General features: G+C 72.3%; 23 protein-coding genes. 9 read left to right on the forward strand and 14 right to left on the reverse strand.

The annotated features are described in order from the left end of the window. Together DEI91_RS13770 and DEI91_RS13775 are read left to right on the forward strand one after the other, a co-directional pair. The coding region (locus tag DEI91_RS13770) for a HupE/UreJ family protein (protein WP_111052839.1) at positions 1 to 972 on the forward strand (972 nt) is incomplete at its 5' end. Between the two features lie 133 nt (positions 973 to 1,105). Next, positions 1,106 to 3,238 carry an Ig-like domain repeat protein gene (locus DEI91_RS13775; RefSeq protein ID WP_111052840.1) on the forward strand — a complete coding sequence of 711 codons (2,133 nt, stop codon included), beginning with the start codon at positions 1,106 to 1,108 and terminating at the stop codon, positions 3,236 to 3,238. Between the two features lie 98 nt (positions 3,239 to 3,336). Here DEI91_RS13775 and DEI91_RS13780 read toward each other — a convergent pair whose 3' ends face one another. The 3 genes from DEI91_RS13780 to DEI91_RS13790 all read right to left on the reverse strand — a co-directional run bounded on the left by DEI91_RS13780 (position 3,337) and on the right by DEI91_RS13790 (position 6,421). Continuing rightward, positions 3,337 to 4,194 carry a glycoside hydrolase family 16 protein gene (locus DEI91_RS13780; protein ID WP_111052841.1) on the reverse strand — a complete coding sequence of 286 codons (858 nt, stop codon included), beginning with the start codon at positions 4,192 to 4,194 and terminating at the stop codon, positions 3,337 to 3,339. A 184-nt stretch (positions 4,195 to 4,378) separates the two neighbouring features. After that, on the reverse strand, positions 4,379 to 5,920 hold the full coding sequence (locus DEI91_RS13785; RefSeq protein WP_111052842.1) for an MFS transporter: 1,542 nt from the start codon (positions 5,918 to 5,920) through the stop codon (positions 4,379 to 4,381). 213 nt (positions 5,921 to 6,133) lie between these two features. Beyond that, a complete protein-coding gene (locus tag DEI91_RS13790; RefSeq protein ID WP_111052843.1) occupies positions 6,134 to 6,421 on the reverse strand; it encodes a helix-turn-helix transcriptional regulator in 288 nt (95 codons plus the stop codon). Between the two features lie 49 nt (positions 6,422 to 6,470). Between DEI91_RS13790 and map the strand changes: the two genes are divergently transcribed. The 4 genes from map to DEI91_RS13810 are packed head-to-tail and all read left to right on the forward strand — an operon-like array spanning position 6,471 to position 9,646. Continuing rightward, positions 6,471 to 7,247, forward strand: a complete 777-nt coding sequence (gene map, locus DEI91_RS13795) for a type I methionyl aminopeptidase (RefSeq protein ID WP_111052844.1) — start codon at positions 6,471 to 6,473, stop codon at positions 7,245 to 7,247. A gap of 58 nt (positions 7,248 to 7,305) precedes the next feature. Further along, complete coding sequence (locus DEI91_RS13800) at positions 7,306 to 8,079, forward strand: LamB/YcsF family protein (RefSeq protein WP_111052845.1); 774 nt, start codon at positions 7,306 to 7,308, stop codon at positions 8,077 to 8,079. Next, positions 8,076 to 8,708, forward strand: a complete 633-nt coding sequence (locus DEI91_RS13805) for an allophanate hydrolase subunit 1 (RefSeq protein ID WP_111052846.1) — start codon at positions 8,076 to 8,078, stop codon at positions 8,706 to 8,708. Before DEI91_RS13800 ends, DEI91_RS13805 begins: the two co-directional genes overlap by 4 nt. Continuing rightward, positions 8,705 to 9,646, forward strand: a complete 942-nt coding sequence (locus tag DEI91_RS13810) for a biotin-dependent carboxyltransferase family protein (RefSeq protein WP_111052847.1) — start codon at positions 8,705 to 8,707, stop codon at positions 9,644 to 9,646. Before DEI91_RS13805 ends, DEI91_RS13810 begins: the two co-directional genes overlap by 4 nt. Before the next feature lie 35 nt (positions 9,647 to 9,681). Here DEI91_RS13810 and DEI91_RS13815 read toward each other — a convergent pair whose 3' ends face one another. Continuing rightward, positions 9,682 to 9,912: a helix-turn-helix transcriptional regulator gene (locus DEI91_RS13815; protein WP_111052848.1), complete on the reverse strand. Its 231-nt coding sequence runs from the start codon at positions 9,910 to 9,912 to the stop codon at positions 9,682 to 9,684. Next, entirely contained in the window at positions 9,912 to 10,523 is a 612-nt protein-coding gene (locus DEI91_RS13820; protein WP_111052849.1) for a hypothetical protein, read from the reverse strand. Before DEI91_RS13820 ends, DEI91_RS13815 begins: the two co-directional genes overlap by 1 nt. A 165-nt stretch (positions 10,524 to 10,688) precedes the next feature. Here DEI91_RS13820 and DEI91_RS13825 point away from each other — a divergent pair, with 165 nt between their 5' ends. Beyond that, the gene (locus DEI91_RS13825; protein ID WP_111052850.1) at positions 10,689 to 10,994 is read left to right on the forward strand and encodes a putative quinol monooxygenase; all 306 of its coding nucleotides are present in this window, start codon (positions 10,689 to 10,691) and stop codon (positions 10,992 to 10,994) included. A gap of 82 nt (positions 10,995 to 11,076) precedes the next feature. Here the strand turns inward: DEI91_RS13825 and DEI91_RS13830 are convergent, their stop codons facing one another. The 3 genes from DEI91_RS13830 to DEI91_RS13840 are packed head-to-tail and all read right to left on the reverse strand — an operon-like array spanning position 11,077 to position 13,908. Next, positions 11,077 to 12,156: a DUF2891 family protein gene (locus DEI91_RS13830; RefSeq protein WP_111052851.1), complete on the reverse strand. Its 1,080-nt coding sequence runs from the start codon at positions 12,154 to 12,156 to the stop codon at positions 11,077 to 11,079. Beyond that, a complete protein-coding gene (locus DEI91_RS13835; protein ID WP_111052852.1) occupies positions 12,143 to 13,213 on the reverse strand; it encodes a DUF979 domain-containing protein in 1,071 nt (356 codons plus the stop codon). Before DEI91_RS13835 ends, DEI91_RS13830 begins: the two co-directional genes overlap by 14 nt. Continuing rightward, the gene (locus DEI91_RS13840) at positions 13,210 to 13,908 is read right to left on the reverse strand and encodes a DUF969 domain-containing protein (protein ID WP_111052853.1); all 699 of its coding nucleotides are present in this window, start codon (positions 13,906 to 13,908) and stop codon (positions 13,210 to 13,212) included. The genes DEI91_RS13835 and DEI91_RS13840 overlap by 4 nt, the downstream gene beginning before the upstream one ends. 94 nt (positions 13,909 to 14,002) lie before the next feature. On the opposite strand from DEI91_RS13840, the gene DEI91_RS16050 reads away from it, so the two are divergent. Then, positions 14,003 to 14,644, forward strand: a complete 642-nt coding sequence (locus DEI91_RS16050) for a GntR family transcriptional regulator (protein ID WP_181439611.1) — start codon at positions 14,003 to 14,005, stop codon at positions 14,642 to 14,644. A 115-nt stretch (positions 14,645 to 14,759) separates the two neighbouring features. Here DEI91_RS16050 and DEI91_RS13855 read toward each other — a convergent pair whose 3' ends face one another. Next, entirely contained in the window at positions 14,760 to 15,119 is a 360-nt protein-coding gene (locus DEI91_RS13855) for a hypothetical protein (RefSeq protein ID WP_111052855.1), read from the reverse strand. Between the two features lie 265 nt (positions 15,120 to 15,384). Between DEI91_RS13855 and DEI91_RS13860 the strand changes: the two genes are divergently transcribed. Beyond that, entirely contained in the window at positions 15,385 to 15,999 is a 615-nt protein-coding gene (locus DEI91_RS13860) for a CoA pyrophosphatase (RefSeq protein ID WP_111052906.1), read from the forward strand. A gap of 86 nt (positions 16,000 to 16,085) precedes the next feature. Here the strand turns inward: DEI91_RS13860 and DEI91_RS13865 are convergent, their stop codons facing one another. The 5 genes from DEI91_RS13865 to DEI91_RS13885 all read right to left on the reverse strand — a co-directional run bounded on the left by DEI91_RS13865 (position 16,086) and on the right by DEI91_RS13885 (position 20,820). Then, entirely contained in the window at positions 16,086 to 16,628 is a 543-nt protein-coding gene (locus DEI91_RS13865) for a hypothetical protein (RefSeq protein WP_111052856.1), read from the reverse strand. 248 nt (positions 16,629 to 16,876) lie between these two features. Next, entirely contained in the window at positions 16,877 to 17,695 is an 819-nt protein-coding gene (locus tag DEI91_RS13870) for an SDR family oxidoreductase (RefSeq protein WP_111052857.1), read from the reverse strand. Between the two features lie 88 nt (positions 17,696 to 17,783). Continuing rightward, the gene (locus DEI91_RS13875; RefSeq protein ID WP_111052858.1) at positions 17,784 to 19,334 is read right to left on the reverse strand and encodes an MFS transporter; all 1,551 of its coding nucleotides are present in this window, start codon (positions 19,332 to 19,334) and stop codon (positions 17,784 to 17,786) included. 192 nt (positions 19,335 to 19,526) lie between these two features. After that, a complete protein-coding gene (locus DEI91_RS13880) occupies positions 19,527 to 20,291 on the reverse strand; it encodes a hypothetical protein (protein ID WP_146244305.1) in 765 nt (254 codons plus the stop codon). Beyond that, positions 20,281 to 20,820 carry an RNA polymerase sigma factor gene (locus tag DEI91_RS13885; RefSeq protein ID WP_111052266.1) on the reverse strand — a complete coding sequence of 180 codons (540 nt, stop codon included), beginning with the start codon at positions 20,818 to 20,820 and terminating at the stop codon, positions 20,281 to 20,283. The genes DEI91_RS13880 and DEI91_RS13885 overlap by 11 nt, the downstream gene beginning before the upstream one ends. Positions 20,821 to 20,940: the final 120 nt, after the last annotated feature.

Consider the following 20,940-nt stretch of genomic DNA (forward strand, 5'->3'; position numbering starts at 1 on the left):
GACGAGCCGGGCATGGTCCGGGCTGCCGAAGCACACCTCGACTCGATCGGTGGGTACCTGTTCGACCGGTTCGCGGTGTCGTCCGGCGGGGAGGCGTGCACCGGCACGCTCGACGACGCGGTGCGCGTGGAGATGCGCGACGAGGTGCCGTACGCCCTGGTGACGGCGGACTTCGCCTGCCCTCGACCCGGACACACCGCGCCCGGGCACGTGGTCCGCTCGGAGCTGTTCCCGGACAGCGAGACGTTCGTGCGGGACACGAAGACGATCGTCACCTACGACGTCGACGACCAGGAGGGCACGGCCACGCTCGACGCCGACGAGCCGTCGTTCTCCACCGAGCAGTCCGCGGGCGCACGGTTCTGGGAGTTCTTCACCCTCGGGGCCGAGCACCTGCTGACCGGGATCGACCACATCCTGTTCCTCATCGCGCTCATCGCCGGTTCCCGACGCCTGCGCGAGGTCGTGTACACGGCGTCGGCGTTCACGATCGCGCACTCGATCACGTTCATCCTCGCCGCGCTCGGCGTCGTGAGCCCGCCGTCGATCGTCGTCGAGCCGCTCATCGCGCTGTCGATCGCGGCGGTCGCGGGGTGGTACCTCTGGCGGCTGTTCCAGCGCCGGTCCCGCGCCGACGAACTCGTCGTGACCGACCACGGCCGGTTCGCCCTGGACCGGTCGGGGTGGTCGCGTCTGGCCGTGGTCTTCGCGTTCGGCCTCATCCACGGACTCGGGTTCGCCGGCGCCCTCGGCATCCAGGAGGCGTTCTCGTGGCAGCTGCTCGTGTCACTCCTCGTCTTCAACGTCGGCATCGAGGCGGTGCAGCTCGCGATCATCGTCGTCGTGTTCCCGCCGCTGTCCCTGCTGCGACGGAAGGGCCACATCGCGTCGCTCTGGGTGACCGGCGCGGTGACGGCCGGCGTCTTCGTGATGGGGATGATCTGGTTCGTCCAACGGCTCGTCGAGGACTGACGGCTCCTCGAGGGCTGAGCCCCTACCGCTTCATCCCTGTGAGACGGATGGTCACACAGCGTTTACTCACGATCTACCAGGGGGATGCAGAGTCGCTCTGCTGCACCATCCCTTGCCTTGAGAACGGACCCACATGAGTCTCCTGTCCGGCGCCCCTTCCCGGCGCAGAACCACCACCCTCCGCTTCGGCGGGGCCGTCATCGGCGCGGCCCTCATCGCCGGCGCCTGCCTGGTCGGCACCTCCCCCGCGACCGCGGCACCGACCACCCCGACGAGCAACATCTCGGCCGGCGGCCCGCTCCACATCCTGCTGGGCGTCGGCGCCACCGAGAGCCAGCGCATCGCCTCGTGGTACTTCCCGGCGGACGTCGACCAGTCGCTCGAGATCCAGAAGACCGACAGCATGACCGGCGGCGTCTTCACCGACGCGAAGACGACCATCGCCGCGTCGAAGGCCGCGAACACCGCAGCCGACACGAGCACCACCGACCGGTCGACCCGCTCGATCCCCGGCATCACCGCCGAGGCCGGCTACGTCAACGCCCACGCGACGATCAAGGACCTCGAGCCGAACACCACGTACACCTATCACGTCGGTGCCGCGGACGGCTCGGCCTGGTCCGCCCCGTACACGTTCACGACGAAGAGCTTCAGCGGCGACTTCGACTTCCTGTTCTTCGGTGACCCGCAGATCGGTTCGTCGGGCTTCGTGGACGACGACGGCGCCGGCTGGGCCGACACGCTCGAGTACGCGACCACGAAGGAGAAGGACGCCGAGCTCCTCGTCTCCGGTGGTGACCAGGTCGAGAACGCCAACAACGAGTACCAGTGGGGCGCGTTCGCCGACAGCAGTGACGTCCTCAAGCGCTACCCGTGGGCCTCGACCATCGGCAACCACGACGTCGGCGGCAAGGCGTACGAGCAGCACAACCAGCTGCCGAACTCCCTCCGCGTGCCGGACTTCTACCCGGGCGGCAACTCGACCGCGAACTCCGGTGGCGACTACTGGTACATGTACAAGGGCGTCCTGTTCATCGACATCAACTCGAACGCCTACTCCGGCGGTTCCGACGCGGCGCACGTGAACTACATCCGCGACGTCATCACGCGCCACGGCGACGACGCGAAGTGGACCGCGCTGGTCTACCACCACTCGATCTACTCGCCGGCCGACCACGCGAACGACCGTGACAACCAGCAGCGCCGCTTCGACTTCACCCGCGCCTTCTCCGACATGGGTGTCGACGTCGTCCTGCAGGGCCACGACCACTCCTACTCGCGCAGCTACGCGATCAAGAACGGCAAGAAGGCCAACCCGGACGAGCAGCCGGGTGCCGAGGACGTCTTCGCCGGTCCCGGCGGTGTCATCTACCTCACCGCCAACTCCGCGTCGGGCTCGAAGTACTACGACCTGACCGAGCCCGACCCGACCCAGGGTGGCTACGGCGCCGACCCGCTCGACCCGACCGGTCAGCGCCACTTCGCCAACTCGGTGGAGAACCAGGAGCACGTCCGCACGTACGTCAAGGTCTCGGTCACGGACGACGACCTCGCGGTCACGAACGTCCGAGCGGGCGACTGCACGACGCTCAACGCGGCGGTCCAGCACGGGAACGTCGACAGCTGCGGCGTGACCCTCAAGCCGACCGCGTCGGCCGACCCGGCTCCGATCGGCTCGACCGTCGACGACTTCACGCTGCACGCGGAGCTGCCGGCGACCACGACCACGCTGACGGCGACCGCCGCCAAGCAGGTCTACGGCACCACCAAGCCGGTCACCGTCACCGCCACCATCGGCGGCGGCCTCGGCACCAAGACCGGCACGGTCACGTTCTCCGAGGGCCGCACGAAGCTCGGCTCCGCGACGGTGGCGAACGGCAAGGCGACCTTCACGCTGCCGAAGACCTTCCCGGTCGGCAAGCACAGCATCACCGCGTCCTTCGTCACCGGCTCGGCGTACACCGCGACGGACGCGACCGCGACCCGTGCGCTCACGGTCGTCGTCGACAAGGCCCCGTCGAAGACGGTCATAGCCTACTCCGGCACCAAAGCGGGCTTCCACGTGAACGCGCCCGGCGTGAACGTGAAGGGCCAGGTGCGGATCTACGACGGCTCGAAGTTCGTCAAGACGATCAACATCACGAACAACGGCGGCGCCACGCGGTTCACCCTGAAGAAGGGCACGCACAAGCTGAAGGCCGTCTTCACCGGCTCCAGCACCGTCGCGGCCAGCACGAGCCCGACCATCACGGTCCGGGTGCGCTGACCTCCGGAGCTGACGAGTGCGGGCCCCGCGGCTTCGGCTGCGGGGCCCGCACCCGTTCCCGGGTCGACGTCTCGGCGACGTCGGCGTCCCGATGACGGTCAGGCGTTCTGCCAGACCCGGATCCAGTCGACGAGCATCTGCTGCGGGAACGCGGTGGTCGCGTCCGGCGAGCCCGGCCACCCGCCGCCGACCGCGACGTTCAGGATGACGAAGAACGGCTTGTCGAACGCCCACGGGTCCCCGTTCGTGTCGGCCGGCGTGATCGTCCGGTACGTCGCTCCGTCGACGGACCAGCTGATCGAACCCGGCCGCCAGTCCACGGCGTAGACGTGGAAGGCGTCCGCGAAGGCACCGGTCGGGAGTGTCGCCGCCGCGCTGATGCCCTCGGCCCCGGAGTACCCGGGCCCGTGCACGGTGCCGTGGATCGTGCCGGGTTCGCGGCCGATGTTCTCCATGACGTCGATCTCGCCGCACGCCGGCCACCCGACCTGCGGCAGGTCGGCACCGAGCATCCAGAACGCGGGCCAGATGCCCTGCCCCCGCGGGATCCTGATGCGGGCCTCGACCCGGCCGTACTGCACCGAGTACGTGCCCTGGGACGTCAGGCGGGCCGAGGTGTACGAGCCGTCGGCCTCCCGTCGGGCGGTGATCGCGAGGCTGCCGTTCCCGTCGAGCGCCGCGTTCCGCCGCGAGTCGGTGTAGACCTGCAGCTCGCCGTTGCCCCACCCGCCACCGCCCAGGTCGTACCGCCAGATCCCCGGGTTCGGGGCGCTGCCCGCCGCGCCGTCGAACTCGTCGGCGGCGAGGAGCGTGGGCGCGGTGGCCGCTCGGGCGACCTCGGGGCGGAGTGCGGCGACGCCGGTCATCCCGACCGCGGCGGCGGCGCCCAGGCCGAGTGTGAGCAGGCGGCGGCGGTCGATCGCGCCGCCGGCGCGGGACTGGTCGTCCTTCGTCATGGTTCCTCCGGCACGGTGTGCTGTCATGGGGTGGACGAACAGTAGACGACACGTTCCGCCCGGAGCGCCATGCCCCCGTCCGGGTCGGCCGCGCTGAGCGGCCAGAAGGCGTGGCCGGCCGGACCGGACGGGAGGCCCGTGGCGGCACCGCCACGGGCCTCCCGTCCGATCTGCGTCGCGCCGCTCAGGCGTGGCCGGCCGCGGCCTCGGCCGTCTCCTCGAGCACCTCCGCCGGCGCGTGCGCGCCGGCGGAGCGGACGAAGACCGCCGCGAGGACCGCCACGACGACCGCGACCACCCCGGCGACCACGAAGGCGGTGTGCATGCCGCCGAGGAACGCGTCCCGGGCTGCCACGGACGCCGCCGATCCGAGCCCCGCGGGGACGATGCCCTGGGCGAGGCCCTGCCGGGCGGCACTCGTCAGCCCGAGCCCGGCCGTGCCCGCGAGCACGCCGGCGCTCACCACGGCGGACAGCACCGAGGTGCCGAGCGCGCCGCCGAGCTGCAGCGCGGTCGCCTGGAACCCGCCGGCGACGCCCGCCAGCTGCACCGGGGCGCTGCCGACGACGGCCTCGGCACCGGCGGTCATCGTGAAGCCGGCACCGAGGGCGAAGACGACGAACGGGACCGCCATCCCGATGTACGCGGAGTCCTGCGTGGTGCCGGTCAGGGCGAACAGCGCCACCCCGACCATGAGCAGGCCGATGGTGAGCGTCCGGCGGATGCCGAGCCGGGCCACCAGGGCCGCGCCGATCGGCGACGCGATGACCGAGACGCCGCTCAGCGGGAGCTGCATGAGCCCCGCTTCCAGACCGGTCGCCCCGCGCAGGTTGAGCATGTACAGGGACAGGAAGAACGTGACGCCGAGCATCGCGAAGAAGTTCGCGCCGACCGCGAGTCCGCCGATCGAGAGCGACGACGAGCGGAACAGCGACATCGGCAGCAGCGGGTCGGTCACGCGCAGCTCGACCAGCACGAAGACGACGAGCAGCGCGAGACCGCCGAGCAGCACCCCGAGCGTGAGGGGGCTCCCCCACCCCCACGACTCGGACTGCACCACGGCCAGCACGATGCCGAACAGGCCGAGCGCGAGCAGCACCACCCCGGGCACGTCGAAGCGTCCGCGGTGGGGTGCGGTGGACTCGCGGAGGACGAGCCCGCCGAACACGACGCCGACCACGGCGATCGGGGCGTTCACGAAGAAGACGGACTCCCAGCCGAGGGCGGCGACGAGCACGCCGGCGACGATCGGACCGGCCGCGATGGCCACCGAGGACGCCCCACCCCAGACGCCGACCGCGACGCCGAACCGTTCCTTCGGGAAGGTCGCCCGCAGCAGCGCCAGGGTCTGCGGCATGAGCAGTGCGGCGCTGAGGCCCTGGACGGCGCGGAAGACGATCACGCCGGTGGCGGTCCCGACCAGGCCGATGGCGACCGAGGCGAGTGCGAACGCGACGACCCCGATCAGGTACATGCGGCGGCGACCGAACCGGTCCCCGAGCTTGCCGCCGAGGATGAGGAACACCGCCAGGGCGAGCAGGTAGGCGTTCGTGATCCACTGCAGCTGGGTGAAGGTGGTGCCGAGGTCGGCGGCGATCGCGGGGTTCGCGATCGAGACGACGGTGGCGTCGAGGCCGACCATGAACAGGCCGAAACAGACGGCGACGAGGGTGGCGATCGGGTTGCCGCGCAGGGTGCGGCGGGATCCGGGCATGGCTGTGCCCATGAGGGCTCCTTCGGACGACACGGACCGTGCTCCGGCGGTGGGACCGCGCGGCGAGAGGCACGAGGGGTGCGAACCGAAGGACGCGGGGTGGCACCGACTGGGAGCGGTACACGAGCCGACCGTCGTTCTCGCGTGACGGGCGGCCCCCTTGGTTCTGGCCCGACGACGGTAGCAGACGACCGGGCCGGGTGACGAACGGCCCGGGCTGACGCCTCAGGGAGCGACGGCGACTTCCACGGCCGGCCGTACCGACCCGCTCGCCGCGCCCACGTCGGCCCACAGGGCGTCGAGGGACAGGCCGAGCACGGCGGCGAGCGCCGCCACGGTCGGGAAGGAGGGCGTCGCGATCCGCCCGGTCTCGATCTTCCGCAGGGTCTCCGGAGAGACACCGGCATCGAGCGCGACCTCGAGCATCGAGCGGGAGCCCCGAGCGGAGCGGAGCAGGGCACCGAGACGCCGCCCGCGTTCGAGGTCGACCGGGGAGAGCGGCAGACGGACCATGACCATACGATAATACCGGTATGACAATCGGAACAGGAGCGGCAGCCGCATGATCGAGATCCTCACCCCGGCCGAGCTCCCCCGGGCACGCGCCGCCGGCGCCCTCGTGGCGGACATCCTGCAGACGCTGCGGAGCCGCACCACGGTCGGCACGAACCTGCTCGACCTCGACCGGTGGGCGGCCGAGATGATCACCGCCGCCGGGGCCACGTCGTGCTACGTCGACTACGCACCCTCGTTCGGGCGCGGCCCCTTCGGTCACCACATCTGCACCGCCGTGAACGACGCCGTCCTGCACGGGCTGCCGCACGACCGCGCCCTGGCCGACGGGGACCTGCTGACGCTCGACCTCGCCGTCGTGCACCACGGTTACGCGGCCGACTCCGCGGTCAGCTTCGTCGTCGGCACGAGCCGCCCCGCGGAGAGCGTCGCGCTCATCGAGACCACCGAGCGGGCCCTCGCCGCCGGGATCGCGGCCGCCCGCCCGGGAGCGCGGCTCGGGGACCTGTCGCACGCGATCGGGTCGGTCCTCACCGAGGCCGGGTACCCGATCAACCTCGACTTCGGCGGGCACGGCATCGGCTCGACCATGCACCAGGACCCGCACGTGGCCAACGACGGGCGCCCGGGCCGCGGGTACACGCTGCGTCCGGGCCTCCTCCTCGCCCTCGAGCCGTGGGTGATGGTCGACACCGACGAGCTCGTCACCGACGCCGACGGGTGGACGCTCCGCAGCGCCACCGGGTGCCGGACCGCCCACAGCGAGCACACCATCGCCATCACCGAGGACGGGGCGGAGGTCCTCACCCTGCCCTCGCACACCTGACGATGACAGCCGGCACCGGGCGCGCTAGGTTGTTGAACAATCTCGACAGGAGGTCCGGATGCCCACGATCGACCTGAACAGCGACCTCGGCGAGGGCTTCGGTGCTTGGACCGCGGGCGACGACGACGCGATGCTCGACGTCGTCTCCAGCGCGAACATCGCCTGCGGCGCGCATGCGGGCGACCCGACGATCATGCTCGACACCTGCCGGGCCGCCGCCGAGCGCGGGGTGGCCGTCGGCGCACACGTCGCGTACCGAGACCTCGTCGGCTTCGGCCGCCGCCCCGTCGCCGTCACCCCGGACGAGCTGTACGCCGAGGTCGTGCACCAGCTCGGCGCGCTCAGCGCCGCAGCCCGTGTCGCCGGCACCGTCGTCACCTACGTCAAGCCGCACGGCGCGCTGTACAACACCGCCTGCGCCGACCCGGTGCAGGCCGAGGCGGTCGTCCGCGCGGTCGCCGACGTCGACCCGTCCCTGTCGGTCCTCGCCCTCCCCGGGTCGGAGCTGGTGCTCGCCGCGGAACGCCACGGGCTCCGCGCGGTGAGCGAGGCCTTCGCTGACCGCGCCTACGAGCCGGACGGGTCACTCGTGTCCCGCAGCCGACCGGGCTCCGTGCTGCACGACCCGGACGAGGTCGCGGCCCGCGTGCTCCGCATGGTCACCGAGGGGGTCGCGACCGCGGTCGACGGTTCCGAGATCCGCGTGGCGGCGGACTCGGTCTGCGTGCACGGCGACTCCCCCGACGCCGTCGCGATGGCACGGGCGATCCGCACGCTGCTGACCGAGCACGGCGTCGACATCGCGGCGTTCTCGACGGCCGCCGCGGCATGACGCCCGACGTCCGGGTCGCCGGGGCGACGGCGCTGCTGGCGACGTTCGACACCCTCACCGACGTCGTGGCGTTCCGCGCCGGCCTCGCTGCGGCCCCGCTGGCCGGGATCACCGAGGTGGTCTCCGGCGCCAGGACCCTCCTCCTCCGCTTCGACCCGACGGTCACCGACGCCGGTCGGCTCCGTGCCCTCGTGTCGGACGTCGAGTCGGTACACGCCTCCGACGACCACGCGGACCGGGACCCGGTCGTCGTCCCGGTCACCTACGACGGCGCCGACCTCGACGCCGTCGGTGCGCTCACCGGCATGACCCGCGGCGACCTCGTGGCGTGGCACACCGGGCAGGTCTGGACGAGTGCCTTCTGCGGCTTCGCCCCCGGCTTCAGCTACCTGACCGGCACCGCACCGTCGCTCGACCTGCCCCGCCGCGACACCTCGCGCACCGCCGTCCCGAGCGGCGCCGTCGCCCTGGCCGGCGAGTTCAGCGCCGTCTACCCGCGGACCTCCCCCGGCGGCTGGCAGCTCATCGGCCGGACCGACGTGCCGATGTGGTCGCTCGACCGCACCCCGCCGGCGCTCGCACCGGCCGGCGTCCGGTTGCGGTTCGTCGACGCGGCGGCACGGTCGTGAGTGCCCTGACCGTCGTGCAGGTCGGTTACGGCGTGACGACACAGGACCTCGGCCGCCCCGGACTGAGCGACATGGGGCTGGGTGCGGCCGGCCCCGCGGACCGGGGGTCGGCCGCACTGGCGAACCGGATGGTCGGCAACCGTCCGCACGCTGCCGTCCTGGAGGCCCTCCTCGGCTCCGTCGCGCTCCGCACCGACGCGCACGTGGTCGCCGCCGTCACCGGGGCACCGTGTCCGGTGTCGATCGAACGCGCGGACGGACGAGTGCGCGGTGCGGCCGCCTACGAGGTGCTCCTCCTCGAGCCCGGCGACACCCTGCGGGTCGGGCTGCCGGAGGGCCGACTCCGCGCGTACGTCGCCGTCCGCGGAGGCATCGCGGTCGAGCCGGTGCTCGGCAGTCGGTCGTGGGACTCGCTCGCGCAGCTCGGTCCCGCACCGCTGTCGGCCGGGGACGTCCTGCCGGTCGGGCCCGCCGTGCGCGGTGCCGCGTCGACCACGGACGGTACGGCGACGGCCGGGGACGGGCTCGGCGTCGGCTCCTGGCCGGTGGTCGACGCGGTGCCGCCGCCGCTCCTGCCCCGGCCCGGCGACCCCGTGGTGCTCGACGTCGTGCCCGGTCCCCGTGACGACTGGTTCACGCCGGACTGGCGAGCCACCCTGACCGGACAGGACTTCCACGTCACCCCGGACAGCGACCGGGTCGGGGTCCGCACCACCGCAGACGCCCCCCTCGTCCGTGCGGTCACCCGCGAGCTCCCCAGCGAGGGCGTCGAGACCGGCTCGCTGCAGGTCCCGCCGGCCGGCTTCGCCGTGCTGTTCCTCGCCGACCACCCGGTCACCGGCGGTTACCCGGTCGTGGCGGTCCTGACGCCGGAGTCCGTCGACCGTGCGGCGCAGCTCCGTCCGGGCGACGCGCTGCGCTTCCGGCTCGTCCACTGAGCAGCGACGCCCGTGCGGTCCGGCGCCGGTGGGTGTCAAGTGCTCCGGACCGAGAACACCTCACCGGGCTGGCAGTCGAGCACGTGGCAGATCCGCGTGAGCGTCGAGAACCGGATCGCCCGCGCACGGTTGTTCTTCAGGACGGAGAGGTTCACGACCGTCACCCCGACACGGTCCGCGAGTTCGGTCAGGGTCATGCCCCGTGCGGCCAGGAGGTCGTCGAGGTGACACACGACCGCGTGGCCGTCGTCGGCTTCCGGCGCCATCAGACCAGTCCGGACTGGTCGCGGACCATCCGCTGTGCGGCGGTGAGGGCGAACCGGAAGCAGATCACGAGGAGCAGTCCCAGGTACACCGCCACGTACGGCGGGTCGACCACGGGCTCGGGCAGGCGACCGTCCCATCCGAGCCCGGACACGACCCAGTTCCACCCCATCCGTCGGACGAACGACGGGACGAAGCCGGCGACCACGACCATCCCCGCCAGGACGCCGAGGACCACGGTCGCGGACCGGTCGAAGAGTGCCCCGCGCGTGATCGTCCACGCCACGGCGGCGACGAGGCCGATGAGGGCGGCGACCAGCACGACCTCGAGGGCGTCGCCGGTGCGGATGAGTCCGATCGCGCCACCGGGCACGTCATCGGTCCGGACCTGCAGCACCAGCTGGTCGGCGCGGACCGTCGCGCCGCCGGGTGGCTGCGGGACCTCGGCCGTAGGTGCCGTGCGCACGGGGACGGACACGAGCCCGGACCGGACGGACGCGGCCAGGTCGAGCGCGTACCGCGCCGCCACCACCACGATGCCGACGGCACAGGCGATCACGTAGGCGAGGTAGGAGTTCCTCCCGCGAGGTGGGTCGTAGACGGGTGCGGTCATCGGTTCATCCCCTGTCGATCGTCGATGGTATCGAATTTCGATGCAACGATAGTCGATGGGGTGCCCCCGGACAACCCCCGGTCTCGGAACACCCGCGCCGCCGACGGGGTTGCACCCCCCGGGTCCTGCCGTCCGACGGGACCCGATCGACGAAAGGTGCACTCCATGACGCAGACCGTCTTCCTCGAGGTCCAGCTCCGCAGCGACGTCTCCGCGGAGGACGTGGCCGCAGCGGTCCGCGAGACGCTCGCGCAGACCGCCGTCCAGCCGGGCAACGAGTCCCTCGAGGTCCTGGTCGACGACGCCGACCCCACGCGCCTCGTGGTGCTGGAGCGCTGGGCCACCGTCGCGGACCACGACGCCTACGTCGCGTGGCGCGCCACCCCCGAGGGTGCTGCAGAGGCGCTCGGCACCGTGCTCGCCGCCCCGCCCGTCACCCGGACCTTCGGGCAGACCATCTCGCTGGACTGACGCTCCCCCGCAGAACGCAACGTCGGCGGCGGCACGTGACCGAGTTCCGGTGCGTGCCGCCGCCGACGTTGCGCGTTGCGTTTCAGCGAGCGGCGTGCTCCCGGGCCTCCATGGCGTCCCAGGCGAAGCTCGCGAGCCAGTGGGTGGAGTAGTACTCTTCGCCGACGCTCGCCGCGAGACCGGACGCGAGCAACGTGTCGGCGGCCGCGTCGAGCAGGTCCGCCAGGGCGGTGTCGTCGCCGCCCGCGGCCAGGAGCACGTCCGCGATCCGACGTGCCGATCCGGCCCGGGACAGGTCGAGCCCGAAGAGGTGCACCTGCTGCGGGTCGTTCTCGTCGCGGACCGTCGTCGGGGTGAGGATCGCGTCTCCGGCCGACACCTGCGCGAAGAACGTCCGCGCCCACGGCACGAACTCCGCCGGGGGCAGCACCGCGCGCATGAGGTCCGCCTCGGCCGATCCGGCGGACAGGAAGTCGTGCCCGCTCCGCTCCCACGCGAACGGCCACCCGGCGTCGGCGCCGAACCACTCGCGGGCGGTGCGCTCGACCGTGGCGACGAGCTCGGTCCGGCCGAGCGACCGGGCACCCTCGAGCACGAGCAGCAGCCCGAACGCGGAGTTCGAGTGGACGCCGTGTCGGACCGGGTGCGCGGCACCCTCGACCCAGCGGGTGACCAGGTCCTCGAGCACCTCGACCACGGGCGCGAAACCCGGCGCGAGGGCGCGGATCGCCGGCACCTCGGAGGCAGAGACCTCGGCGGCGAGCCGCATCAGCCACGCCCAGCCGTAGGGCCGCTCGTAGTGCGGCGTGGCCCGGAGGTACGCGGCCTCGGTCGCGAGGTGCTCCGCGGAGAGGTGGGCCTGCAGGACCGAGGTGATCCGGGCCTCCAGGTCGGCGGGAACGCCGAACGCGACCAGGCGGGTCGCGAGCCAGTGCATGTGGACCGACGAGTGCCAGTCGTACGACGTGGCGAAGGCGGGGTGCAGCTCGACGGGGAGCGCGCGGTCCTCCGGACCGGACGTCGTGTGGTGCGCGGCGTACGGGTACTCGCGCGTGGTGTTGTCGAGGGCGACGGCGGCGAAGCCGGCGGCCCAGGCGGCGCGGGTCAGCTCCGGCGCCGGCGAGGACGCGGATCCGACGGCCCCGGGGTCAGAATGCGACAAGGTACATCACTCCCATGTTGACGACGAGCAGGATCCCGGCGGTCGGGAGCTGCGCCTTGATCGGCCCGTACTTGTCCCGCATCTCGAGCAGGGCGGCGGGCACGAGGTTGAAGTTCGCGGCCATCGGGGTGACGAGGGTCCCGCAGAAGCCGGCGAGCATGCCGATCGCGAAGATCGCGGCGGGGTTGCCATCGAAGCCCTGCACGAGGACCGGCCAGCCGATCGCAGCGGTCATGATCGGGAACGCCGCGAAGGCGTTGCCCATGATGACGGTGAACAGGGCCATGCCGAGGCAGTAGACGACGACCGCGGCGAACAGGGACCCGTCCGGCAGGACCGCCTCGATGATCGTGCCGACCGCCGTGCCGACGCCGGCCTGGGTGAACACGATGCCGAGTGTCGAGAGCATCTGCGGCAGGAGCGCCGCCCAGCCGATCGCCTGCAGCAGCCGTGCGCCCTCGCGGACCGGGGTGTCGAGCCGCGGCGGACGGAGCACGAACACCGCGACGACCACGGCGAGCACCGAGCCGATGCCGAGCCCGGTCAGGGTCGCGCTCCCCTCGGCCAGGAGCTGCTCCCCGCCGACCGACACGAGCGGGCCGAGGGTCGCGACAAGCACGGCGACGACCGGGATCACGAGGGCGGGGATGAACAGCTTGTTGCCGAACCGCTGCGCGAACGCGGCGCGCTCGTCCGGGCTCGTCGTCGCGAGGACGCTCGTGCTCGAGCTCGGGCGGGTGGTGACGGCGGTCGGTTCGGCCGGGCCGGTCGCGGAGCCGACCCCGGCGCCGGGGACGCTCGCGACGCGGGTGCGGCTCGTCGTGCCGGTGAAGCCGAGGCCGGCGAGCGCCACCATCACGAGGACGGCGATCCCGAGCACCCAGGCGGGGACCGCCCCGGACACGACGAAGGTGCCGGCGAAGAACGACAGCCCGAGGATGCCCCAGAAGGCGGCGTTCCCGAGGCGCTTGGCGTGGGAGCGGTCCGTGACGATGAACACGGAGACGGCGATGAAGAACGCGCCGATGAGCCAGTAGAGCCATTCGCTGGTGATCATGCCGCGACCCCCTCGGTCTGACGGACGTCGGCCGCCATCCTGTCGAGCTTCCGGTCGAGCAGGAGCAGGCGGATGCCGTGCACGACGAGCGCCGCGATGCCGGTGGGGATCGCCCACAGCGCCAGGTCGATCGGTTCGAGCGCGAGACCGTACGTGGTGTCGACGAAGGTCGTGATGAGCAGGATCGACCCGACGGCGACGAACACGTCCTCGCCGAAGAACACCCCGACGGTGTCGGACGACGCCGAGAAGCCCTTGATCTTCTCGCGCATCCGCTCGTCGATGCGGCCGTACTTCTTCGTCGCCGCACCCTCCGCCATCGGGTGCACGAGCGGGCGGACGGTCTGCGCCGGCCCGCCGATGCTCGTCAGGCCGACCGCAGCGGTGACCTGCCGGACCGCCAGGTACCCGGCGAGGATGCGGCCCGTCGTGAGCTTGTCGAGCTTCGCGATGAGCCGCTTCGCCTGGTCCTGGAGCCCGTAGCGCTCGATGAGACCGATGACGGGCAGCACGAGCGCGAACGTCGTGACGCTCCGGCTCGACGCGAACCCGTTGCCGAACGCGGTGAGGATGCCGACGGGGTCGATCCCGCCGATGGCTGCCGTGACGATGCCCGCCACGGTGACCACGAGCAGCGCGTTGATGCGCAACGCGAAGCCGATGATCACGACGGCGACGCCGATGAGGACGAACATGCGGGCCAGTCTGGCGTGCATTGTTGAACAATCTCAAGGCCCCGCTGGCATCTGTAACACGCCGGTCACACGAGTGCTCTGCGAGGATCGGGGCATGGCACGGACGGTCAGCGGCGCAGAGTCCACCGCGGCACGGCTGCGGTCCTCGATCGCGGACGGCGCGTTCATGCCGGGCACGCAGCTGTCCGAGGAGCGCCTGAGCGACCAGTTCGGCGTCTCGCGGAACACCCTGCGCGAGGCGTTCCGGCTGCTCGCGCGCGACCGGCTCGTCGAGCACGTCTTCAACCGCGGGGTCTTCGTGCGCCGCCTGTCCGTGGCGGACGTCACGGACCTCTACGCCGCCCGACGCGTCCTCGAGGAGGCGGGCATCCGCGCCTGCATCCCGGAGTCCCCCGCCCTGGCCGCGGCTGCGTCCGCGGTGTCCGACGCGCGGTCGGCGGCCGCCACCGGTGACTGGCGCGCGGTCGGCACGGCGGACATCCGGTTCCACTCCGAGCTCGTGCGGGCCGTGCCGAGCGAGCGGCTGCACGTGCTCATGGACGCACTGCTCGCCGAGATGCGCCTGGCGTTCCTCACCACCGACGACCCGGCGGCGTTCCACGCGGACTTCGTCGACCGGAACGAGGCGATCGTCGCGGCGCTGCGGGCCGGCGACCGGGACGGCGCGGCAGCGCTCCTGGCGGACTACCTCGACGACGCCGAGGCGACGCTGCGGGCCGCCGCCAGCGCGGGCTGACGGCCGGGAGGCCCGACCCGCCTCGTGCGCGCGCCCGCGGCCGAGCAGGGCGCCGGAAACGGCCGGGTCCGGCGCTGCACGCCGACGGCGTCCCGGCCACCGTCCGCGTGCCCGCTCAGGGCTTCGCCGCCTCCGCCGGGGCTCCGGGTTCGTCGTCGCCCGCCGTCAGGTCCGACCGGGTGTCCGCGTGGATGACGGTGTCGTGTCCGAACGTGCGGGCAGCGGCGCGCAGCCGTGCCACGAACTCGTCGTTCTCGAGCTCGAGTTCGTCCTCCTCCGCGTCGGCGACGACGACCTCGCTCGACGGGCCGATGAGGATCTTCGTCGTCGTCATGGTGCCGTCCTCGGCGACCGACGGCACCGCCACGGTGTCGGCCCGGTCACCGCCGGAGAGCGCCGCGGCGTACTCGATCACGGCGTCGGCGACGTCGTCGCTCGTGAGGATCACGGTGTTGTCGTAGTGGATGGTCTTCATCGGGAGCCCCTTTCGCTGGACCAGCAAAGCCCCGCTCGACGGGAACCCACTGGGCAGGCCGGGCGGGCGCGCGTCCTGCGGACACTGCGGCGTCGCCGGTCGCCCACCCGACCACCGCAGACATGCGTGGCCCCGGCCCTGCCTAGGCTGACCGGGTGACCACACCGTGCACGTCGCCCGTCCGCACCGCTCCGAGGACTCCGTGAGCGCGCGCGACCGACTCGCGACGGCCGTCGCCCCCGGCGCGGCGCCGCTCGTCACCGGGATGCCCGCGGCAGCGTCACCGCGCCGTGCCGCCGTGCTCATGCTGTTCGGCGTGCTCGACGAGGTGCCGAGTGAGCGCCCGGCCCGGGCTGGGGACGTCGCACGGGACCTGGACGTGCTCCTGCTCGCCCGTGCCGCGACCCTGCGGTCCCACGCGGGCGAGGTGGCCTTCCCGGGCGGCCGTGTCGACCCCGGTGACACCGACGCGGTGGCTGCAGCGCTCCGGGAGGCCCGGGAGGAGACCGGCCTGGACGTCACGGGCGTGGACGTGCTCGGGACCGCGGCTCCGGTGCCGCTGGCGTTCTCACGGCACCTGGTGACGCCGGTGCTCGGGTGGTGGCGAGCGCCGTCACCGGTGCGGGTGGTGGACGAGGCGGAGTCGGCCGCGGTGTTCCGCGCACCGGTCGCCGACCTCCTCGACCCCGCGAACCGCGGGGTCACGGTCTCCCACCGCGACGGCCGGGAGTGGCGCAGCCCGGCCTTCACGGTCCACACCGCGTCCGGCCCACACGTCGTGTGGGGCTTCACCGCGACGTTGCTCGACGGTCTGTTCGACCGGGCCGGGTGGACCGAGCCGTGGGACCACGACCGGGTGGTGGCGCTGCCGGGACGGTGAGTGCGTCGGGCCGTCGACCGCACGACGGACGGGAGGCGCGGTGCCAGCCGGCACCGCGCCTCCCGTCCGTCAGCGGACCGAGCCGGTCAGCGACGCCACTTGTCGAGGATGCCGGCCTTCGACCGCTGCTGCTCCCCCTGCTGCGCACCCATGACGAGGAGCACGCCGGTGAGGGCCGGGGTGGCCCACTGGAGGATCTTCTGCTGGCGCTGCGCGGCCTTCAGGGTGTCCGACGCGTCGCCGCTCGGCTCGGTGGTGCCCTCGGCACCCTCGCGGGCGTGCTCGGCCATCTTCTTGCCGACCGAAGCGGACCAGAACGTCGTGACGAGGGCAGCGCCGGTCAGCACGAGCTTGACACTCGTGTTCGTGCGGGCGCCCTGCTGCACGCCGAGGCGGTCGCGGTTCGCGATGATCAGGCCGATGCCGCCGATGCCGTGCACCGCGAGCGCGGCGAGCTGCACCGGTGCCCACTTGCCCCAGCCGACGCTCGACAGGGTGAGGCGCTCGACGGGGTCCTTCGCGCCGGCGGCGGCACCGTTCAGGCCGGTGGCACCCATGAGGTTGCCACCGAACCAGGCGGCGAGGCCGAGGTCGTGCATGCTGCGGATGACGGTGTTGTTCTGGGACATGGGGGTCGCTTCCTGGTCGGTGGCGCTGGCGCGGCGGTCGGCCGCACGGGGCGGACAGCAGCCCAGGGCCGAGTCCGCGGCGGGGTCCGGGTGCAGATCGCGTACCGGTTCGCCCCGTCGTGTGAACCCGGACGCTACGCGTCGGCGGTCCGGTGTCGGCTCAGGTCGGCGGCCTGCGTGGCCGGGTCCTGACGGACGGGAGGCACGGTGCCAGCTGGCACCGTGCCTCCCGTCCGGACCGGGGCCGGTCAGGCGCCGTGCGCCTCCTCGGCGACGGGCTGCCACTCGCGCCACGTCGCCAGACGCGACTCGTAGTCCCGCTCCGCGATGCCGAGCGGGGCCTTGCCGAAGAACACCCGGAGCGGGGGCTGCTCGGCGTCGACGACCTTGAGGATCGCGGCCCGCGTGGCCTCCGGCTTGCCCGGGTCGGCCGCCGAGGGGCGCTTCGACGCGGCCTCGCGGACCTCGGCGTACGCCGGGTTCTCCTCGCTGTGCTTCGAGGACGGGCCGGACCAGTCGGTGGAGAAGCCGCCGGGCTCGATGAGGGTGACGGAGATGCCGAAGCCCGCGACCTCCTGGGCCAGCGACTGCGACAGGCCCTCGAGTGCCCACTTCGACGCGTGGTAGGCGCCGACCGTCGGGAACGCGCTGATGCCGCCGATGCTCGACACCTGGATGATGTGCCCCGAGCCCTGCTCGCGCATGATCGGCAGTGCCGCCTGGGTGACCCACACGGCGCCGAACAGGTTGGTCTCGAGCTGGGCCCGGAGCTCGTCCTCGCTGAGCTCCTCGACCATGCCGAAGTGGCCGAAGCCGGCGTTGTTGACGACGACGTCGAGCGACCCGAAGTGCTCCGCGGCACGGGCGACGGCGTCGCGGTCGGCGGTCCGGTCGGTCACGTCGAGCCGCAGCCCGAGGAACGTGTCCGGGTACCGGTCGACGAGGTCCTGCACGTCGTCGAGGTCGCGGGCCGTTCCGGTGACGGAGTCGCCGCGTTCGAGTGCTGCTTCCGCCCACTCGCGGCCGAAGCCCTTGGATGCTCCGGTGATGAACCAGGTCTTGCTCATGTGTCCTCCAGTCGTGTGACCGGGCCAGTCAACGCCGTGGTCGGTCGGTGCGCGTCGATGTCCGGATCCGGGTGCAGTGCGGGCGGCGTCAGACCGACGCCTCGGTGCCGTGCTTCTTCCCGACGACCACGTCGACGATCCCGGCGACCAACGCCGCCGCGACGAACCCGAGTGACACCACGAGCCCGAGCGGCAGACCCTGCGCGTAGTCACCCCGCGAACTCGCGAGCGTGGAGTAGAACACGCTGCCGACCGCCGCGATGCCGATCGCGGAGCCGACGCGGGCGCCGACCTGGATGAGCCCGCCCGCCGAGCCGCCCTGCTCGACCGGGACCTCGGAGAGCGTGAGGGTCTGGTTCGGCGAGATGGTGAGCCCGGACCCGATACCGGCCACGAGCAGCGGCAGGACGAGCCACCACCCCAGGTCGGACTCGAAGTGGTTCCCGACGACCCAGACGACCGCGCCGAGCCCGATGAGGACGAGGACCGTGCCGATGACGATGAGCTGCCGGCCGAAGCGGTGCACGACACGGCCGCCGACGGTCGAGGCGATGCCCGAACCGATGGCGAACGGGATGGACGCCAGCCCGGCCATCAGCGCCGAGTAGTGCAGGCCCGACTGGAGCGCGAGCGTCAGGACGAAGAACAGCGGGGTGAAGCCGGCGAAGTAGACCGTCGCCAGACCGACGCCGAGCGAGAACGACCGGCGGCGGAACAGCCGGAGGTCGACCACGGGCTCCTTCGTCCGCTGGTAGTGCCGCTCCCACAGGACGAACAACACGCCGAACACGACGGCGACGACGATGAGCCACCACTTCGCGTTCCCCTTCCACTCCTGTGACTGCACGAACGGCAGCAGCAGGGCGACCACGGCGGCGCCGAGGAGCAGGATGCCGACCGGGTCGAAGTCGTGCTTCTTCCCCCGCTCGTCGCCGCTCGGCGCGGGCAGGTACCGGAAGGCCAGGAGGATCGTGACGAGTCCGACGGGCAGGTTCACGAAGAAGACGAACCGCCAGCCGTTCTCGGTGCCGAAGGCCGTGATGAGCAGGCCGCCGATGAGCGGGCCGATGGCGGTCGCGATGCCCACGGTGGCACCGAAGAGGCCGAACGCCGTGCCGCGTTCCTTGCCGCGGAACAGCTGCTGGATGAGCGCGGTGACCTGCGGGGTGAGCAGACCGCCGGCCAGGCCCTGCAGCAGACGGGCGATCACCAGGACGAGGCCGTTCGGCGCGAAGCCGCAGAGGGCGCTCGCCAGGGTGAACAGGCCGACCCCGATGACGAACATCCGCCGCCGGCCGGTCGCGTCACCGAGCCGTCCACCGGGCACGAGCAGCAGGCCGAAGGACAGTGCGTAGCCGGACAGGATCCACTGGACCGCCTCGGGTGTGGTCCCGGGCAGCCCCGTCGAGATGGACTGCAGCGCGACGTTGACGATCGAGACGTCGAGCAGGACGATGCCGCCACCGAGCAGGCAGATGACGAGCGCCTTCCAGCGGTTCGGGTCCGGCTGGTCGCCGGAGCTGCGGTCGTCGGTCTGCGCGGGCTTCGAGGCATCGGCGGGCGCAGCGTGGTGCGCCGTGTGGTGGGCGACGGACGGAGCCGCATCGGGCTCGGCGGGTCTGCGGTGTTCGGCTGTCATGACGCCCTCACGGTAGGCGCGTCACGGTGCGGGGTCCGCAGGGAGGACGTTTCCTGTCCACACCCCGGCGCTGTTCACAGCACTCCGTGAACAGGCGCTCAGCCCCGCCGATGTGACGACGGGTGGGAAACGCCCCCCAATGGCCGCTTCCCACCCGTCGTCGGTCTCGTGTCGGTCGACGTCGCCGGACCGCTACCCCCAGATCTGCTGCTCGACGGCGTCGAGCAGGCCGTTCGTGGGGAAGTTCGTCTGGCTGACCTCGAACCACGTCGTGCCCCGGAAGTACCACGTGTCCGTGGTGTCGACGGGGTACGGCGCTGCCTGTCGGGTCTGCGTGCAGACGCGCGCCGGCCCGCGGTCGGAGCAGACGTGCCCCCGCTCGACGAGGGTGGTCTCGAAGGCGCTGATCTGCTCGGCCGTCCCTGTCCCGACGTCGATCGACAGCCCCGACACGTCAGCGCTCGGGTCCATCCACAGGCACGACAGCGCCGTCGTGAGCGGGGCAGCGGCGGTCCGCAGATGAGCGGTACCCGACGGGTCCTGGAGCGGGGTCCCGTCGAAGAGCCGGTCCCGCTCCGACGCCGGGACGAGCCCGGTGCAGTCCGACGGCAGCGTCGCAGCCGCCGGTGTCGGTGTCGGCGTCGGTGTCGGTGTCGGCGAGTGGACGGGGTCTGGGATCTCCTGGACCGGTGCCGCCGCAGGTGTGCTGGGCGCCGCTGGTCCGGTGGGGCTGGGCGCCGGGGCCGACGCCGTGAAGGGCTGTGGGATCATCCCGAGGGCGACACCGCCGCTGGTGGCACCGAGGCCGAGCAGCGCGATCACGCCGATCGCGATACCGGCACGGCGACCGCGACGCCGGGGTGCCGGTCGACGGTCCTCGGCGCGGTCGAGGACGGTCTGCTTCATCGAGACGAGCATCCGCTGCAGGTCGTCTCCAGTGGGGGGCTCAGTGTTCATCGTGCATCACCGCCTTCTTCAGTCGTGCGCGTGAGCGGGAGACCCGCTGGGTGACCGCCCCGACGCTGAGGCCGAGGACCTGCGCGGCCTCGGCGTAGGAGTGGCCCTCGAGCAGGCACAGTTCGCAGATGCGTCGGTCGGTGGGTGCCAGGGCCGCGATCTCGTCGCGGACCCAGCGGAGGCGTTCGCGGGCCTCGTCGGCACCCGGATGCGCTGCGAGGTCCTCGGGGAGCTCGTCCCCGCGGTTCTTCGCGATGCGTCGTGCTTGGTTGCGGGCGTGGTTGCGGCACACCACGAGCAGCCACGGCAGCAGCGCGCTCGTGGCGAGGTCGAGTCCGGCAGCTTTCTGCCAGAGCGTGAGGAAGGTGTCCTGCACGAGTTCCTCGACGTCCTGCCGGCTGTCGGCCAGGGCCCACGCGTAACGGGTCAGGGTCGGCGCGAACCGGTCGAACGCGTCGGCCAGCGCCGTGCGGTCCCCGTCCGCGAGCCGACGAGCCAGTGCTGCGTCGGCTTCGGTGTCGTCATCCACTGATGCCCCCTCTCACCTGGAAGTGTCGAGGACGAGTCGATCCTGACGAGGACCCCGGCCATCGGCGTGTCGGCGGCCCCGTCGTGTCGCCGAGGTTGCTGTTCGGTCTCGTTCGTCCGT

This window comes from Curtobacterium sp. MCBD17_032, assembly GCF_003234855.1.
GTDB lineage: Bacteria > Actinomycetota > Actinomycetes > Actinomycetales > Microbacteriaceae > Curtobacterium.

Bases quoted from the DNA above. Each gene is read 5' to 3' on its own strand.
- DEI91_RS13775 (WP_111052840.1), top strand. From the start codon at position 1,106: ATGAGTCTCCTGTCCGGCGCCCCTTCCCGGCGCAGAACCACCACCCTC.
- DEI91_RS13780 (WP_111052841.1), bottom strand. From the start codon at position 4,194: ATGACGAAGGACGACCAGTCCCGCGCCGGCGGCGCGATCGACCGCCGC.
- DEI91_RS13785 (WP_111052842.1), bottom strand. From the start codon at position 5,920: ATGGGCACAGCCATGCCCGGATCCCGCCGCACCCTGCGCGGCAACCCG.
- DEI91_RS13790 (WP_111052843.1), bottom strand. From the start codon at position 6,421: ATGGTCCGTCTGCCGCTCTCCCCGGTCGACCTCGAACGCGGGCGGCGT.
- map (WP_111052844.1), top strand. From the start codon at position 6,471: ATGATCGAGATCCTCACCCCGGCCGAGCTCCCCCGGGCACGCGCCGCC.
- DEI91_RS13800 (WP_111052845.1), top strand. From the start codon at position 7,306: ATGCCCACGATCGACCTGAACAGCGACCTCGGCGAGGGCTTCGGTGCT.
- DEI91_RS13805 (WP_111052846.1), top strand. From the start codon at position 8,076: ATGACGCCCGACGTCCGGGTCGCCGGGGCGACGGCGCTGCTGGCGACG.
- DEI91_RS13815 (WP_111052848.1), bottom strand. From the start codon at position 9,912: ATGGCGCCGGAAGCCGACGACGGCCACGCGGTCGTGTGTCACCTCGAC.
- DEI91_RS13820 (WP_111052849.1), bottom strand. From the start codon at position 10,523: ATGACCGCACCCGTCTACGACCCACCTCGCGGGAGGAACTCCTACCTC.
- DEI91_RS13825 (WP_111052850.1), top strand. From the start codon at position 10,689: ATGACGCAGACCGTCTTCCTCGAGGTCCAGCTCCGCAGCGACGTCTCC.
- DEI91_RS13835 (WP_111052852.1), bottom strand. From the start codon at position 13,213: ATGATCACCAGCGAATGGCTCTACTGGCTCATCGGCGCGTTCTTCATC.
- DEI91_RS13840 (WP_111052853.1), bottom strand. From the start codon at position 13,908: ATGTTCGTCCTCATCGGCGTCGCCGTCGTGATCATCGGCTTCGCGTTG.
- DEI91_RS16050 (WP_181439611.1), top strand. From the start codon at position 14,003: ATGGCACGGACGGTCAGCGGCGCAGAGTCCACCGCGGCACGGCTGCGG.
- DEI91_RS13855 (WP_111052855.1), bottom strand. From the start codon at position 15,119: ATGAAGACCATCCACTACGACAACACCGTGATCCTCACGAGCGACGAC.
- DEI91_RS13860 (WP_111052906.1), top strand. From the start codon at position 15,385: ATGCCCGCGGCAGCGTCACCGCGCCGTGCCGCCGTGCTCATGCTGTTC.
- DEI91_RS13865 (WP_111052856.1), bottom strand. From the start codon at position 16,628: ATGTCCCAGAACAACACCGTCATCCGCAGCATGCACGACCTCGGCCTC.
- DEI91_RS13870 (WP_111052857.1), bottom strand. From the start codon at position 17,695: ATGAGCAAGACCTGGTTCATCACCGGAGCATCCAAGGGCTTCGGCCGC.
- DEI91_RS13875 (WP_111052858.1), bottom strand. From the start codon at position 19,334: ATGACAGCCGAACACCGCAGACCCGCCGAGCCCGATGCGGCTCCGTCC.
- DEI91_RS13880 (WP_146244305.1), bottom strand. From the start codon at position 20,291: ATGAACACTGAGCCCCCCACTGGAGACGACCTGCAGCGGATGCTCGTC.